Source organism: Pseudonocardia sediminis, from assembly GCF_004217185.1.
Lineage (GTDB): Bacteria > Actinomycetota > Actinomycetes > Mycobacteriales > Pseudonocardiaceae > Pseudonocardia > Pseudonocardia sediminis.
Map to the genome: position 1 here is coordinate 2,540,001 of NZ_SHKL01000001.1, position 15,329 is coordinate 2,555,329.

The window sequence follows — 15,329 nt, forward strand, 5'->3', positions numbered from 1 at the left end:
GAATTTAAGCGCCAGTAAACGGCGGTGGTAACTATAACCATCCTAAGGTAGCGAAATTCCTTGTCGGGTAAGTTCCGACCTGCACGAATGGCGTAACGACTTGGGCGCTGTCTCGACCACAGACTCGGCGAAATTGCATTACGAGTAAAGATGCTCGTTACGCGCGGCAGGACGGAAAGACCCCGGGACCTTTACTATAGCTTGGTATTGGTGCTCGGTTCGGCTTGTGTAGGATAGGTGGGAGACTGTGAAGCGGTCACGCTAGTGGTTGTGGAGTCATTGTTGAAATACCACTCTGGTCGAATTGGGTGTCTCAACCTCGGGCCATGATCTGGTTCAGGGACAGTGCCTGGTGGGTAGTTTAACTGGGGCGGTTGCCTCCCAAAGAGTAACGGAGGCGCCCAAAGGTTCCCTCAGCCTGGTTGGCAATCAGGTGTTGAGTGTAAGTGCACAAGGGAGCTTGACTGTGAGACTGACGGGTCGAGCAGGGACGAAAGTCGGGACTAGTGATCCGGCACCACCTGGTGGAAGGGGTGTCGCTCAACGGATAAAAGGTACCCCGGGGATAACAGGCTGATCTTGCCCAAGAGTCCATATCGACGGCATGGTTTGGCACCTCGATGTCGGCTCGTCGCATCCTGGGGCTGGAGTAGGTCCCAAGGGTTGGGCTGTTCGCCCATTAAAGCGGTACGCGAGCTGGGTTTAGAACGTCGTGAGACAGTTCGGTCCCTATCCGCCGCGCGCGTTGGAGACTTGAGGAAGGCTGTCCCTAGTACGAGAGGACCGGGACGGACGAACCTCTGGTGTGCCAGTTGTCCCGCCAGGGGCATGGCTGGTTGGCTATGTTCGGAAGGGATAACCGCTGAAGGCATCTAAGCGGGAAGCTCGTTCCAAGATGAGGTCTCCCACCACCTTGAGTGGGTAAGGCTCCCAGTAGATGACTGGGTTGATAGGCCGGAGATGGAAGCCCTGTGAGGGGTGGAGTTGACCGGTACTAATAGGCCGAGGGCTTGCCACAACATGTTGTTCGCATCCACTGTGTGACCCTGAGCACACAACCACGATCCATTCAGATCGTCGCCCTCTGCGAGGGTGATGGTTCTGGTGGGTTCGGTTGTGTGGTCTGTTAAGGGTTGGAAGATAAGTTGATAGTGTTGTCGGTGGTTATGGCGGTAGGGAAACGCCCGGTCCCATTCCGAACCCGGTAGCTAAGCCTTCCTGCGCCGATGGTACTGCACTCGTCAGGGTGTGGGAGAGTAGGTCGTCGCCGACATTCAACGTGAAGAAAGAGGGGTCCGTGCGGAGCAATCCGGACGGGCCCCTCTTTTTTGTGTCGTGCGTGTTCTCGTACGACTACCCCGGCGGAGCGAATCCGCCGCGTGACGGAAGTGTCGGTGGACCTTTGTACTCTGGTGACGTGACCGATGGGACCGACGACAGCCGTCCGCGGCAGGACGACGGCCGTGGAGCGCGTGCGGACCGGCCTCGTACGGACGGACAGCGCGCCGGCGGCTTCCGCGGTGACCGCGGAGGCGCCCGCTCGGGTGGCGACCGCCCGTCCGACCGGGGCGGCGACCGCCGTGGCGGCGGCCAGGCCCGTCGGCCGAGCTCGTCGTACGGCCGGAGCGAAGGACGGAGCGGCTCGGGCTGGTCGGGCTCGGGAGACCGTGAGCAGCGCCGTGGTGACTCCGGCCGCCGGGACGACCGTGGCTCGCGTGACGGGGCCTCACGGGACGGGGCGCGGACCGGTTCGGGTCCGCGTTCCGGCAGCGGCGGGGGCTCCTACGGCTCGGGTGGCGGCCGCGACGGTGGACGTCCGGGCTACCGGGCGCCGCGGGACGACCGTGACGCTGGCGGCCACTCGCACGACCGTCGCTCCCCGGACGGTGACCGAGGGCGTGGTGTGTCGGCGGACCGTGGGGGCGACCGTCGGTCGTCCTCGCGTCCGGGAGACGACCGCGGTGACCGCCGTCAGGGTTCGGACCGCGGTGGACGGTCGGGGTGGCAGGACCGGGGGCGTTCCGACGGTGGTTCGTCGAGGCCGTCCGGCGACCGCGGCACGGATCGGCGCTACAACGATGGTGACGGAGCCCGTCGGTGGAGCGACCGCCGTCCGGATGCCCGTGGAGACGACCGGGCCGGCCGGGGCGACGACCGTCGTGGCGGGTACGCCCGCTCCGCGGGTTCCGGCGCTCCGCGTACGGATCGTGACCGCCCGGAGCGCCGCGACGGGTTCGCGGGGCGGGACCGCGTCGCGGGGTCCGGTGACGACCGCCGGCGCGACGACCGTCCCCGTGACGACCGTCCCCGTGACGACCGGGGCAGCAGTCGCCCGCGGGAGGACCGTTCGCGGGAGGACCGGGGTGACCGGTTCCGGAGCGACGACCGTGCACCGCGTCGCGATGATCGTCCGCGCGGCAGGGACGGGGCGACGACCGGCTCGGGTCGGCCCGACCGTGGACACGACCGGGACGACCGCCGTGGTGGCGACCGTTTCGCCGATCGGGACCGCGGTGCCGGGGACACCCGTCGTCCGCAGGGTTCCGGCGACCGCGCAGGGTTCGGTGACCGCGGTGGCTCCCGTCCGGACCGCAGCTCGTTCTCGGATCGTCAGGACCGGCCCGAGCGCCGTGACCGGCCCGAGCGCGGGGAGCGGACCGAGGCACGTCCGTCGGGCGATGTCCGGGACCGACGCTCCACCGCAGACCGGTCCGAGCGCCCGGCTCGGTTCGACCGCCCGGAGCGTTCCGACCGGCAGGACCGGCCGGCCCGCCAGGACCGTTCCGACCGACCGGTTCGGTCCGACCGGCCTGACCGGGGGGATCGTCCGGTCCGCTCGGACCGTCGTGGAGCGCCGACGGACCGGCGGGACCGTTCCGACAGCCGGACCGACAGCCGGGACTCGCGTCCGCGCCGTGTCCCGTCGGCGGCCGAGCAGACGATGGTGCCCGAGCCCGAGCTGCCGGACTCGATCAAACCTGCTGATCTCGACCCGGACGTCCGTGCGGACCTCCGCGGTCTGCAGAAGGAGACCGCGGAGAAGGTCGCACGGCATCTCGTGGCGGCCGGTCTGCTCGTCGACGAGGAGCCGGAGCGGGCGTTGCTGCACGTGCGCTACGCCCGTCGTCGTGCGTCGCGGATCGGCGTGGTGCGCGAGGCGGCGGGCATCGTCGCCTACCACGCGGGGGAGTGGAACGAAGCGCTCGGAGAGTTCCGCGCCGCCCGGCGGATGGGTGGCGGTCCCGGGCACGTCCCGGTCATGGCCGACATCGAGCGTGCGCTCGGGCGTCCGGAGCGGGCGCTCGAGCTGACCCGGGGACCGGAGGTCCGTGACCTGGGTGAGGACGAGCGGATCGAGCTGCTGATCGTCGCGGCGGGTGCCCGTCGGGACATGGGTGAGCTGGACGCCGCGGTGGTCGGGCTCCAGGTGCCCGAGCTGGACCCGAAGCGCCGGCAGCCGTGGAGTGCGCGGCTGTTCTACGCCTACGCCGACAACCTGCTGGCGGTCGGTCGCCGGGCCGAGGCCGTGCAGTGGTTCGTCCACGCGCACGACGCGGACCCGGAGGAACAGACCGACGCCGCGGAACGGGTCGCCGAGCTGACCGGCGACGAGCTGCCCGGCACCGGCGACGACGGCCTCACTTTCGGTGTGGAGGACGCCCCGGTCGCGGAGACCGTCCGGGAGCCGATCGAGGACGGCGGGACCGCGGAGGCCGACTCCGAGGCGGGGAGTCCCGGCGCATCGGATGTGGACGCATCGGTCGTGTACCCCATGGACACCGCGGACGGCGAGGCGTCGGTCGTCGGTGGACCCGACGGCGACACATCGGACAGCACGCCGGCCGTGGACGTGGAGGACGGCGTCGTCGACGACACGGCGGAGTCCGTGGCGGACGACCTCGCGGACACGGCCACCCGGTCCGGAGAGGACGCGGGCTCCGACGACGGGCCCTCGACGACCGAGGTGCTCGGCGTCGCGCCCGTGCAGGCCCAGCCTGCGCAGCCCGAGGCCGCGCAGCCCGAGGCCGCGCAGCCCGAGGTGGGCCGAGCCGACGACGGCCGGGACGGGACAGACCAGGACCTGGCCGACGAGGACGACTCCGCGCGGACCGATGCGGACGGTGGCGGGCGATGAGCGACATGCTGAGCAAGTTCGACGTCCTGCTGGCCGACCTCGACGGAACGCTCTACCAGGGCCCGGACGCCGTCCCGGGTGCGGTGGACGCCGTCCTGGGCGCGGGGGAGCGCGGCGTCCGGACGGTCTACGTCACGAACAACGCCTCGCGCAGCCCGGACGACGTCGCCCACCACCTGTCCGAGCTGGGCTTCCCGGCGCGGACACCGGACGTGCGGACCAGCTCGCAGGCCGGTGCGGCGATGCTGGCCGAGCAGCTGCCGTCGGGCGCCGCCGTCCTGGTCGTGGGTACCGAGGCGCTGGCCGACGAGGTGCGTGCGGTCGGCCTGAGCGTCGTCGACTCCGCGGACGGTGCGGCCGCGGTGGTGCAGGGGCACTCGCCGGACACCGGGTGGCGGTTGCTGGCCGAGGCCACCGCGGCGATCCGGGGCGGTGCGCTGTGGGTCGCGACGAACGTGGACCCGACCCTTCCGACCGAGCGCGGGCCGATGCCCGGCAACGGGTCGATGGTCGGGGTCGTGCGGATCGCCACCGGCGCGGAGCCGCAGGTCGCGGGCAAGCCCGCCGCGCGGTTGCTGCAGGAGGCACGCGACAACGCGTCGTCGACGTCTCCGCTCGTGATCGGCGACCGGCTCGACACCGACATCGAGGGCGGCAACGCCATCGGCGCGCCGACCCTGTTCGTCCTCACCGGGGTGAGCACCGCGCGTGACCTGCTGCAGGCGCGGGAGAACCAGCGTGCCACCTACATCGCGACCGACCTCGCCGGACTGACCCGGGACCCGGACGATCTCGTCCCCGGCCCGCGCGCGGGCTGGCGTACCGAGTGGGACGGGGAGACGCTGGTGCTCTCCGGGGACGGTGGAGGCGCCGAGCCCGAGCTCGACGCCCTGCGGGTGCTGTGCGCCGTCGCGTGGGAACGTGCCGGTGCCGATGCTTCGACGGTCACGGTGCGCGGCGACGGTGACGCCGCGGGCTCGGCCGTGAGTGCGCTCGGTCTCGCCTGAACGCTGCCGGCAGGACCCGGCGTCGCCGCCGGGCGGGCGGTGGCCGCGCCGGACAGGGCAGGGGCCGGACACCGCCCGTTGTCGGGCGGCGCGGGCGTGTCACGTCGCGTGTCTCACCTGCCGGCCGGACGCGCCGCGCGGCCCCGCTCCGTCCGTCTCGGATACCGTGAACGACAGGAACGACCCCCGTGACCGGAGCCTCGATGACCACCAGCACCCCGCCCGCGGGCGGACCCGTCCCGCGCCCCGGTGACCCACGGGCCGGTGCACCACGCCCCGGGGACCCCCGGCCCGCACCGGAGCGGCCCGTCTCGTCGCTGCGTGCCGGCGTCGACGAGGCGATGGCGGGGCTGGACGGTCTGTCGGAGCGTCCGGTCGGTGAGCACGTCGCCGCGTTCGAGCGCGTGCACACCGCGCTCGGGGAGGCCCTGACGGCAGGGTCGGAACGGGCGTGACCGCGGTGGTCACCCGTGCCCGTCTGGACGCCGAGCTCGTCCGGCGCAAGCTCGCCCGCTCCCGTGGCCAGGCCGCGGAGCTGATCTCGGCCGGTCGCGTCACCGTCAATGGGATGCCGGCCGCGAAGCCGGCCACCGTCGTCGACCGCGACACCCCGGTCCTCGTCCGCGCCGACGACGCCGAGCCGGAGTGGGCCTCGCGGGGGGCGAAGAAGCTGCTCGGCGCGCTGGACGTGTTCGGCGACGTCGTGGTGGACGGCCTGCGTTGCCTCGATGCCGGAGCGTCCACCGGCGGGTTCACCGACGTCCTGCTCAGCCGTGGCGCGCGCGAGGTCGTCGCCGCGGACGTCGGGTACGGCCAGCTCGTCTGGCGTCTGCGCTCCGACGAGCGGGTCCGCGTCCACGACCGCACCAACGTGCGTGCCCTGACCCCGGAGGAGATCGGCGGGACGGTGGACCTGACCGTCGCCGACCTGTCGTTCATCTCCCTGCGCACGGTGCTGCCCGCGCTCGCCGCGTGCACCGGTCCCGGCGGCACGCTGCTGCCGATGGTCAAGCCGCAGTTCGAGGTCGGCAAGTCCCGGCTCGGCTCCGGCGGGGTCGTCCGCGACCCGGCACTGCGCCGCGACGCCCTCGCCGGGGTGGCCGAGGCCGCCGCCGGGCTCGGGCTGCAGGTGCGGGGTGCGACGGCGAGCCCGCTGCCCGGGCCGTCCGGCAACGTCGAGTACTTCCTGCGCCTGTACCGGCCGGAGTCCGGTGCCGACGTCCCGGCGGACGCCGACGACCTCACCGCGATGCTCGCGGCCGCCGTCGCGGACGGGCCCGCATGAGGGAGATGCTGCTGGTCCTGCACGCGGGCCGGGCGGCGAACCGGGAGACCGCGGTCCGCGTGGTCCGCACGCTCGCCGCGCACGGCATCCGGATGCGGGTGCTGGCCGAGGAGTGGTCGGAGATCGGGATCGACCCCGGGCTGCCCGCCGGGCTGGCGCCCCTGCCGGTGCCCGGGACGGCGGACTGCGCCCGCGACGCCGAGGCCGTGCTGGTCCTCGGGGGAGACGGCACGCTGCTGCGCGCCGCGGACCTGGCCCGCTCGGCCCACGTGCCGCTGCTCGGGGTGAACCTCGGGCACGTCGGGTTCCTGGCCGAGGCCGAGGCGGAGTCTCTCGACGAGGCACTGCAGGCACTGGTCGACGGCGAGTACTCGGTCGAGGAACGGATGACCGTGGACGCCGTCGTCCGCTCCAACGGCTCCGTGCTCGGACACACGTGGGCGTTGAACGAGGCCGTCGTGGAGAAGACCACCCGCGGCCGGATCCTCGAGGTCGTCCTCGAGGTCGACGGACGCCCGGTGTCGGGCTTCGGCTGCGACGGCGTCATCTGCTCCACCCCGACCGGCTCCACCGCCTACGCGTTCTCCGCCGGCGGGCCGCTGGTCTGGCCGCAGGTGCAGGCCCTGCTGGTGGTCCCGAGCAACGCGCACGCGCTGTTCGCCCGGCCCATGGTGATCGCCCCGGACAGCGCGGTGGCGATCGAGGTGTCGGCGAGCGGACCGTCGGCGGTCCTGGACTGCGACGGACGCCGGACGATCTCCGTCCCGCCCGGCGCGCGGGTGGAGCTCTCCCGCGCGGCGGACCCGGTCCGGATGGTGCGCCTGGCCGCACAGCCGTTCGCGGACCGGCTGGTGCGCAAGTTCGACCTGCCGGTGTGGGGATGGCGGGGCGCCCCGCGGTCCCGGGACGAGGAGTGGGGCGACGAGCGGCGCAACGGATCCGCGCCCGGACGCGACCGGACCGGGGACGCACCCGGCCGTTGAGCACCCACCGTTCACCTCCTGTGCGAACGAATGTTCGGAGAGAACGGTGTGTCCCCGCTGTCGTTGTCGGACCCCGGCCGTATCGTGCGGGCCATGCTGGCCGAGATGCGCATCCAGGGACTCGGGGTGATCGACGACGCCACCCTGGAGCTGGACCCCGGGCTGACCGTGCTCACCGGTGAGACCGGCGCGGGCAAGACGATGGTGGTCACCGGGCTCTCGCTGCTCGGTGGCGGGCGCGCGGAGTCGTCCCGGGTGTCCGAGGGCGCCAAGCGCGCGATGGTCGAGGGCCGCTTCATGGCGTCGAACGCCGCGCTGGGGCTGGCCGAGGAGGTCGGCGCCGAGGCGGACGACGACGGCACGCTGATCGCCGCCCGCACCGTCTCCGCCGACGGCCGCTCTCGGGCCCACCTGGGCGGACGGTCAGTTCCGGTCGGGGTGCTGGGCCGTCTCGCCGAGGCCCAGCTCGCCGTGCACGGGCAGAACGACCAGCTGCGGCTGCTGCGCCCGGCCGACCAGCGCGCCCTGCTGGACCGCTTCGCCGGCGACGCGGTCGCCAAGCCGCTGGCCGCCTACCGGGAGACCCGCACCGAGTGGCTGGCCGTCGGCGCGGAGCTGACCGAGCGTCGCGACGGCGCCCGCCGGCTCGCCCAGGAGGCCGACATGCTCCGCCACGGTCTCACCGAGATCGAGTCGGTGGACCCGCAGCCGGGGGAGGACCGCGACCTCGTCGAGCAGTCCCGCCGCCTGGCCGCGGCGGACGACCTGCGGGGCGCGGCCGAGGCGGCGCGGCTCGCCCTCGGCGGCTCCGACGACGGCGACAGCCCCGGCGCGCTCGGCCTCTGTGGGGAGGCGCGCAACCTCGTCTCCTCCTCCGGAGACCCCGAGCTCGAGGCGCTGGACCCGCGCCTGGCCGAGGCGCTGGCCGTGCTGGGCGACGTGGCCGCCGAGCTGGGCGGCTACCTGGACCGTCTCGACGCCGACCCGGAGCGCCTGGCCGGGCTGCTCGCCCGCCAGGCCGAGCTCAAGGCGCTGACCCGCAAGTACGCCGCCGACACCGACGGCGTCCTGGAGTGGGCGGCGGACGCCCGCGAGCGGCTGTCCGGCCTGGACACCTCCGACGAGGCCCTCGCCGCGCTGGCCGCCCGCCGCGACGCGCTGGCCGTGGACCTGGCCCGGCACGCCGAGGAGCTCTCCACCGCCCGCTCGGCCGCCGCGGTACGCCTGGCCGAGGCGACCACCGCCGAGCTGGCCGGGCTGGCCATGAAGGACGCGAGCCTGCGGGTCGGCGTGGCCCGGCGCCCCGCGGGCGAGGGCGACGACAACGCGTTGCGGGTGGAGGGCAAGGCCTGCCACGCGGGCTCCAGCGGAGTGGACGAGGTCGAGCTGCGGCTCGTCCCGCACGCGGGGTCGTCGGCCCAGCCGCTGCACAAGGGTGCCTCCGGCGGCGAGCTCTCCCGGGTCATGCTCGCGCTCGAGGTCGCCCTGGCCGGTGCCGACCCGGTGCCGACGATGGTGTTCGACGAGGTCGACGCCGGCGTCGGCGGCCGCGCGGCGGTCGAGATCGGACGGCGGCTGGCCCGGCTCGCGGCGCGGCATCAGGTGATCGTGGTGACGCACCTGCCGCAGGTCGCCGCCTACGCCGACCGGCACCTCGTCGTGCAGAAGGGCAGTGCCGGCGGCAAGGAGCCGGGCACCGCCGCGGTGACCCGCTCGAACGTCCGGCGCCTCGCGGAGGGTGACCGGATCGGTGAGCTCGCCCGGATGCTGGCCGGTCTCGACGAGACCGACACCGGCCGCGCGCACGCCGAGGAGCTGCTGGCCGCGGCGTCGTCGCACCGCGAGACCGACCGCGCCGCGGACGCCGCACGACGCGACCGCGACGAGCCCGCGACCGGGCGTCGCAAGCGGGCGAGCAGCACGCGGAAACGCTGAGCCCGCATCGCCGGAACACGGGGACCCGACCGCGTTCCGGCCCCCGTGGCCGGGAGCACCCGCACGGGGTGAACTCCCGGTCACGGTCCGGCGTGCCTGCGTCGTCACATCCGCACCAGGTGTCACAGTGCGTGCATGAAGCTGTCCGGTCTGCTGCACCGCTCGCGACCCGAGCTGCCCGGTCTGACCGGTCCCGCGCGCGCGGACCGGCGGACCGAGGCTCTCCTGCGCCGGCTGCGTCCCGGTGACATCGCCGTCCTGGACCAGATCGACCTCGACCGGGCCACCGCGGACGCGCTGGTCAAGGCCGAGGTCGCGGCCGTCGTCAACGCCGCGCCGTCGATCTCGGGCCGGTTCCCGAACCTCGGCCCGCAGATCCTGGTCACGGCCGGGATCCCGCTCGTCGACGACGCCGGGTCCGAGCTGCTGCGTGCGGTGCGTGACGGTGCCAAGGTCCGCCTGCACGACGGCGTCCTCTACTCCGGGGAGCAGCCGCTCGGTGAGGGACGGGTGCAGACCGAGGACTCGGTCTCCGACGCGCTCGCCGAGGCCAAGTCCGGCCTGACCCACCAGCTCGAGGCGTTCGCCGCGAACACCATCGAGTTCATGCGCCGGGAGCGTTCGCTGCTGCTCGACGGCTACGGCGTCCCGGACGTCGACGTCGAGCTCGCCGGGCGTCAGGTCGTCGTCGTGGCGCCCGGGTACGACCACGTGGCGGTGCTCAAGCGGCTGCGCCCGTTCATCCGCGAGTACCGGCCGGTGCTGATCGGTGTCGGCGCGGGGGCGGACGCGTTGATGGCCGCGAGGTACAAGCCCCACCTGATCCTGTCCGACCCCTCCGAGGTGTCCACCGAGGCCCTGACCAGCGGCGCCGACGTCGTCGTCCCGGCGTTCGCGGACGGCCACGCGCCGGGCCTGCACCGGGTGCAGGACCTCGGCGCCAGCGCGGTGACGTTCCCGTCGATGGCCAACCCGGAGGACCTCGCGCTGCTGCTGGCCCACCACCACGGCGCGCAGATGATCGTGACCGTCGGGCTGTCCGCGTCGATGTCGGAGTTCCTCGACCGCGGCCGCTCCGGCAGCAACGCCTCCACGTTCCTGACCCGCCTGCAGACCGGCGGCGACGTCGTCGACGGCACCGTGATCGCGTCGATGTACCGCAGCCGGATGTCGTTCGGGCCGCTCCTGCTGCTCGTCCTGGCGGCGATCGTCGCGGTGGTGGTGGCGCTGCTCGTCTCCGGCGCGGGGGACGCGGTGCTCGCGTGGGTCGTGCAGTCGTTCCAGCAGGTCCTCGATGTGGTCAAGGGTTGGTTCTGAGTGATCTCGATGCGGTACCACGCGCTGTCCATCGGCGCGGTGTTCCTCGCGCTCGCGATCGGCGTCGTCCTCGGCTCGACCGGGCTGTCCGACCGGCTCGTCTCGGCGGTCTCCACCCAGCGTGACGACCTCGCCGCCCAGGTCACCGACCTGCGCGGGCAACGCGACGACCTGGCCGCGCAGCAGCGCGCCGCCGACGAGTTCGCGACCCGGGTCGGCCCGGCCGCGGTGCGCGGTGCGCTGCCCGGCAAGTCCGTCACGCTCGTCTCCCTCGGCGGGGACGCGGCCGACGTCGCCGCGGTGTCCGGGCTCGTCGGGCAGGCCGGCGGCACCGTGTCCGGCACGGTGGCGCTGACCGACGCCGTTACCGACCCCGCCCGTGCCGACCAGCTCCGCGAGCTCGCCTCGCGCCTGCTGCCGGCCGGGGCGCAGCTGCCCGCCGCGACCGACACGGGCAGCCTCGCCGGCGGCCTGCTGGGCAGCGCGCTGCTCACCGCCCCGAACGGCCCCGCGACGAACGCCGGGCAGGCCCAGGCCGTCCTCGCCGGACTGTCGGCGGCCGGGTTCGCCGAGCCCGGTGCCACCGCGGCACCGGCCGGGATGGTCGTCATCGTCACCGGGGGAGCGGCCCAGGGCCTCGACGCCGGCGACGCGGCCGCGACCACCGCCCGCCTGGCCTCCGAGCTCGACCGCCGCGGTGGGGGCGCCGTGCTGGCCGGCCGCACCGGCTCCGCGGACGCGACCGGCGCCGTCGGCGTCGTGCGCGCCGACGAGGCCGCGGCCGGTGGACTGTCCACCGTCGACGACGTGCAGACCGGCACCGGGCGCGTCGCCACGATCCTCGCCCTGCGCGAGCAGGCGGCCGGCGGCACCGGCCAGTACGGCTCCGCGGGCGACGCCGCGGCCCCCGCACCCCAGCCCTGAGCGCTCCTACCCGGGCGCCCGCCACGCGCGCCCGTTCTCGCGACGCGCGCCCGCTTTCCTGACGCGTGCGCGGCCGCGGTCGCACGACGACGCCGAGCGCGCGTTTCCGCGCCGGACCGCGGTGGACGGGTTCTCGGGACGGACCCACCGATCGGGGGCGGGGCGGGCGCGCGTAGGCTGAAAACCCGTGCAGACACGCGCGACCCGTCACCTGTTCGTCACCGGCGGGGTCGCATCCTCGCTGGGTAAAGGCCTGACCGCGTCGAGCCTGGGGCAGCTCCTCACCGCCCGCGGCCTCCGCGTCACGATGCAGAAGCTGGATCCGTACCTCAACGTCGATCCCGGGACGATGAACCCGTTCCAGCACGGCGAGGTCTTCGTGACCGAGGACGGCGCGGAGACCGACCTCGACGTCGGCCACTACGAGCGCTTCCTCGACCGGGACCTGCAGGGCCGGGCCAACGTCACGACCGGCCAGGTCTACTCCGAGGTGATCGCCAAGGAGCGCCGCGGCGAGTACCTGGGCGACACCGTGCAGGTCATCCCGCACATCACGAACGAGATCAAGGACCGGATCCTCGCGATGAGCGAGCCGGACGCCGAGGGGATCGCGCCGGACGTCGTGATCACCGAGGTCGGCGGCACGATCGGCGACATCGAGTCGCTGCCGTTCGTCGAGGCCGTCCGCCAGGTCCGCCACGAGGTCGGCCGGGACAACTGCTTCTTCCTGCACGTGTCACTGGTGCCGTTCCTGGCGCCGTCCGGGGAGCTCAAGACCAAGCCGACGCAGCACTCGGTCGCGGCGCTGCGCAACATCGGTATCCAGCCCGATGCGCTGGTGCTGCGCGCCGACCGCGACATCCCGGACGGGATGAAGCGCAAGATCTCGCTGATGTGCGACGTCGAGCTCGACGGTGTCGCCGCCTGCGCGGACGCGCCGTCCATCTACGACATCCCGAAGGTGCTGCACCGCGAGGGCCTCGACGCCTACGTGGTGCGCCGGCTCGGGCTGCCGTTCCGCGACGTCGACTGGACGGTGTGGGGCGACCTGCTCGACCGCGTCCACCACCCGCACGAGACGGCGACGATCGCGCTCGTCGGCAAGTACGTCGACCTGCCCGACGCCTACCTCTCGGTCACCGAGGCCCTGCGCGCCGGTGGGTTCGCCCACCACGCGAAGGTCGCGATCCGCTGGGTTCCCTCGGACACGTGCGAGACCGCGGCCGGTGCGGCCGAGGCGCTCGACGGCGTCGACGCGATCCTGGTGCCCGGCGGGTTCGGCATCCGCGGCATCGAGGGCAAGCTCGGCGCGATCCGGCACGCCCGCACGCGGAAGATCCCGACGCTCGGGCTGTGCCTGGGCCTGCAGTGCATGGTGATCGAGGTCGCCCGCGACATCGCCGGACTCGAGGGCGCGAGCTCCACCGAGTTCGACCCGGAGACCCCGTACCCGGTCATCTCCACGATGGCCGAGCAGCGCGACGTCGTCGCCGGGGAGCGGGACATGGGCGGCACCATGCGTCTCGGCGCCTACCCGGCGGTGCTCGAGCGCGGCACCGTCGCCGCCCAGGCCTACGGCACCCGCGAGGTGTCCGAGCGGCACCGTCACCGCTTCGAGGTGAACAACTCCTACCGTCCGAAGCTGGCCGAGGCCGGGCTGGTGTTCGGGACGTCGCCGGACGGCACGCTCGTCGAGTTCGTGGAGCTCCCGGCCGCGACGCACCCGTTCTTCGTCGGCACCCAGGCCCACCCGGAGCTCAAGAGCCGCCCCACCCGTCCGCACCCGCTGTTCGCGGCGTTCGTGAAGGCGGCACTGCGCTACCGGGCCGAGGACCGGCTGCCGGTGGAGCTGCCCCGCGGGCGGTCCAACGGGCGGTCGACGGACAACGGCACTCCGGTCGACGCGGCGGCCGAGGCCGAGACCGCCGGGGCGGAGCAGGACACGACGACGGAGGCGCGTTCACGGTGACCAAGCCCGGAGAGCACGACTTCCCGGTCCGTTCGGCGACCGACATCTACTCCGGGCGCGTGATGGCGCTGCGCTCGGACCGGGTCGTCATGCCCGGCGGGCGGGTCGCGACCCGCGAGATCATCGAGCACCCGGGTGCCGTCGCGATCCTCGCCCTGGACGACTCGGGCCGGGTGATGATGCTGCACCAGTACCGGCACGCGGTGCGCCGCCGGCTGTGGGAGCTCCCGGCCGGGCTGCTCGACGTGGCAGGGGAGAACCCGGCCGTGACGGCGGCGCGGGAGCTCGCCGAGGAGGCCGGGCTGGCCGCGCAGGACTGGTCGGTGCTGCTCGACGTCGTGCCCTCGCCCGGGTTCTCCGACGAGTCGGTGCGGGTCTACCTGGCCCGCGACATCAGCGAGGTCGGACGCCCGGACATGGGCGACGACGAGGAGGCCGACCTCGAGCTGCGCTGGATCCCGCTGGCCGACGCCGTGCACATGGTCTTCACCGGCGAGATCGTCAACGCGGTGTCGGTCTCGGGGCTGCTCGCCACCCAGGCCGTACGCGCCGGGGAGGCCGAGACCCGGCCCGTCGACGCGCCGTGGCAGGACCGCCCGGAGCGGTTCGCGCTGCGCCGCGACGGCGACGGGTAGCGCTCCCGGCCCCGCTCAGGGGCGCAGCGGGCGTCCCTCGGGGTCGGTGGGGGAGCCGGCGAGCAGGACGATGCCGTCGATGAACGGCCAGATCGCGCCGATGCCGAACGTGAAGAACGTGACCAGCAGCTGCGCGACGCCCATCCCGACGTGGCCGGTGTAGAACCGTCCGACGCCGAACGGCAGGAAGATCTGCAGCAGCCCGGCGATGATCTTCTGCTTGTCCGAGAAGGGACGTCCGGTCTGCGGGTCCCAGCCGTAGGGCGCGGAGGGGTCGTAGGAGCCGGGCGCCATCCCGTACGGACCGCCGGGAGGCGGGTACTGACCCCCGTACGGGGCCGCCCCGTACTGGCCCGCTCCCTGGGGCGCCGACCCGTACTGGCCCGATCCGTACTGCGCCGACCCGTACTGGGCCGATCCGTACTGGGCCGGGTACGGGGAGCCGTACTGCTGCCCGCCGTACTGGTCCTGACCACCCGTGTTCTGCTCGCCCGGGTACTGCGCGGCGGGGTACGGGCCGCCGGGGTACTGCCCCGGGTACCGGCCGCCGGGGTACTGCGACGCGTCCGGGTACGGCGTCCCGCCGGTGCCGGGGTACTGGGCGGTGCCGGAGTACTGGGCGGTGCCGGAGTACCGGTCCGGGTACGGCTGACCCGAGGACCCGCTCGCCGCCGGGTACGGCCGGTCCTGGGTCGGGTCCGGTGCCGGGTACTGCTCGGTCGTGTTCGGGACCTGCGCGGTCGCGCCCGGGTACTGCGGCGTGGCGACGGTCCGGTCGGCCGAGCCGTCGAAGGCCGAGCCGTCGAAGGCCGAGCCCGGGTCGGCGGACGGCGTGGCGCGGGTCGCCTCGTCGGCGCCGGTACCCGAGGACGGTGCGGCCGGGGCCGGGCTCGCCGCCGCCCGGCTCAGCGCCGTGGGGTGGGGCTCGGGCAGGTCGGAGAACACCGCGGCCAGCTCGGTCACGGTGGTCCCGGCCCGCGCCCGTCGCACCCGCTCGTCGAACTCGTCGACGTCGAGCCGACCGGCCGTGTAGTGCTCCGACAGGGCGCGGACGGCCTCTTCCTGCTCCGCGTACCCGATGTCGTCCGGCTGCCCGCTGCTCATGTCCCGACGGTATCGCGAGCCGGTGTCACCGACGC

At 73.5% G+C, this 15,329-nt stretch carries 11 protein-coding genes and 2 rRNA genes (1 of these 13 only partly in view); 12 read left to right on the forward strand and 1 reads right to left on the reverse strand.

Annotated features, from left to right (window positions below; translation table 11 throughout):
- From EV383_RS11830 to EV383_RS11885, 12 genes are all read left to right on the forward strand, one after another.
- Positions 1-1,018, forward strand: a 23S ribosomal RNA gene (locus EV383_RS11830); it begins 2,068 nt to the left of the window's first position.
- Between the two features lie 138 nt (positions 1,019-1,156).
- Positions 1,157-1,273: ribosomal RNA gene (rrf, locus tag EV383_RS11835) — 5S ribosomal RNA — on the forward strand.
- A gap of 1,668 nt (positions 1,274-2,941) precedes the next feature.
- Entirely contained in the window at positions 2,942-4,135 is a 1,194-nt protein-coding gene (locus EV383_RS11840) for a tetratricopeptide repeat protein (protein ID WP_130289962.1), read from the forward strand.
- On the forward strand, positions 4,132-5,142 hold the full coding sequence (locus tag EV383_RS11845; protein WP_130289963.1) for an HAD hydrolase-like protein: 1,011 nt from the start codon (positions 4,132-4,134) through the stop codon (positions 5,140-5,142). The genes EV383_RS11840 and EV383_RS11845 overlap by 4 nt, the downstream gene beginning before the upstream one ends.
- A gap of 203 nt (positions 5,143-5,345) precedes the next feature.
- The gene (locus EV383_RS11850; protein WP_130289964.1) at positions 5,346-5,597 is read left to right on the forward strand and encodes a hypothetical protein; all 252 of its coding nucleotides are present in this window, start codon (positions 5,346-5,348) and stop codon (positions 5,595-5,597) included.
- 5 nt (positions 5,598-5,602) lie between these two features.
- Entirely contained in the window at positions 5,603-6,427 is an 825-nt protein-coding gene (locus EV383_RS11855) for a TlyA family RNA methyltransferase (protein WP_130294293.1), read from the forward strand.
- On the forward strand, positions 6,424-7,410 hold the full coding sequence (locus EV383_RS11860) for an NAD kinase (RefSeq protein ID WP_130289965.1): 987 nt from the start codon (positions 6,424-6,426) through the stop codon (positions 7,408-7,410). The genes EV383_RS11855 and EV383_RS11860 overlap by 4 nt, the downstream gene beginning before the upstream one ends.
- Before the next feature lie 93 nt (positions 7,411-7,503).
- On the forward strand, positions 7,504-9,345 hold the full coding sequence (recN, locus tag EV383_RS11865) for a DNA repair protein RecN (RefSeq protein ID WP_130289966.1): 1,842 nt from the start codon (positions 7,504-7,506) through the stop codon (positions 9,343-9,345).
- Between the two features lie 135 nt (positions 9,346-9,480).
- Positions 9,481-10,662, forward strand: coding sequence for a putative cytokinetic ring protein SteA (gene steA / locus EV383_RS11870; RefSeq protein ID WP_130289967.1), 1,182 nt, complete (start codon positions 9,481-9,483; stop codon positions 10,660-10,662).
- Positions 10,663-11,586: a copper transporter gene (locus EV383_RS11875; protein WP_130289968.1), complete on the forward strand. Its 924-nt coding sequence runs from the start codon at positions 10,663-10,665 to the stop codon at positions 11,584-11,586.
- Positions 11,587-11,773: 187 nt separating this feature from the next.
- A complete protein-coding gene (locus tag EV383_RS11880; RefSeq protein ID WP_130289969.1) occupies positions 11,774-13,555 on the forward strand; it encodes a CTP synthase in 1,782 nt (593 codons plus the stop codon).
- Positions 13,552-14,190, forward strand: coding sequence for an NUDIX domain-containing protein (locus tag EV383_RS11885; protein WP_278044829.1), 639 nt, complete (start codon positions 13,552-13,554; stop codon positions 14,188-14,190). Before EV383_RS11880 ends, EV383_RS11885 begins: the two co-directional genes overlap by 4 nt.
- A gap of 15 nt (positions 14,191-14,205) precedes the next feature.
- On the opposite strand, the gene EV383_RS32875 is transcribed toward EV383_RS11885, so the two are convergent.
- Complete coding sequence (locus EV383_RS32875) at positions 14,206-15,294, reverse strand: DUF1707 domain-containing protein (protein WP_165438311.1); 1,089 nt, start codon at positions 15,292-15,294, stop codon at positions 14,206-14,208.
- Positions 15,295-15,329 lie beyond the last annotated feature (35 nt).

What these genes read in the sequence shown, in the direction of transcription:
- EV383_RS11840 (WP_130289962.1), top strand. Translation starts at nt 2,942, where the DNA reads ATGGTGCCCGAGCCCGAGCTGCCGGACTCGATCAAACCTGCTGATCTC.
- EV383_RS11845 (WP_130289963.1), top strand. Translation starts at nt 4,132, where the DNA reads ATGAGCGACATGCTGAGCAAGTTCGACGTCCTGCTGGCCGACCTCGAC.
- EV383_RS11850 (WP_130289964.1), top strand. Translation starts at nt 5,346, where the DNA reads ATGACCACCAGCACCCCGCCCGCGGGCGGACCCGTCCCGCGCCCCGGT.
- EV383_RS11860 (WP_130289965.1), top strand. Translation starts at nt 6,424, where the DNA reads ATGAGGGAGATGCTGCTGGTCCTGCACGCGGGCCGGGCGGCGAACCGG.
- recN (WP_130289966.1), top strand. Translation starts at nt 7,504, where the DNA reads ATGCTGGCCGAGATGCGCATCCAGGGACTCGGGGTGATCGACGACGCC.
- steA (WP_130289967.1), top strand. Translation starts at nt 9,481, where the DNA reads ATGAAGCTGTCCGGTCTGCTGCACCGCTCGCGACCCGAGCTGCCCGGT.
- EV383_RS32875 (WP_165438311.1), bottom strand. Translation starts at nt 15,294, where the DNA reads ATGAGCAGCGGGCAGCCGGACGACATCGGGTACGCGGAGCAGGAAGAG.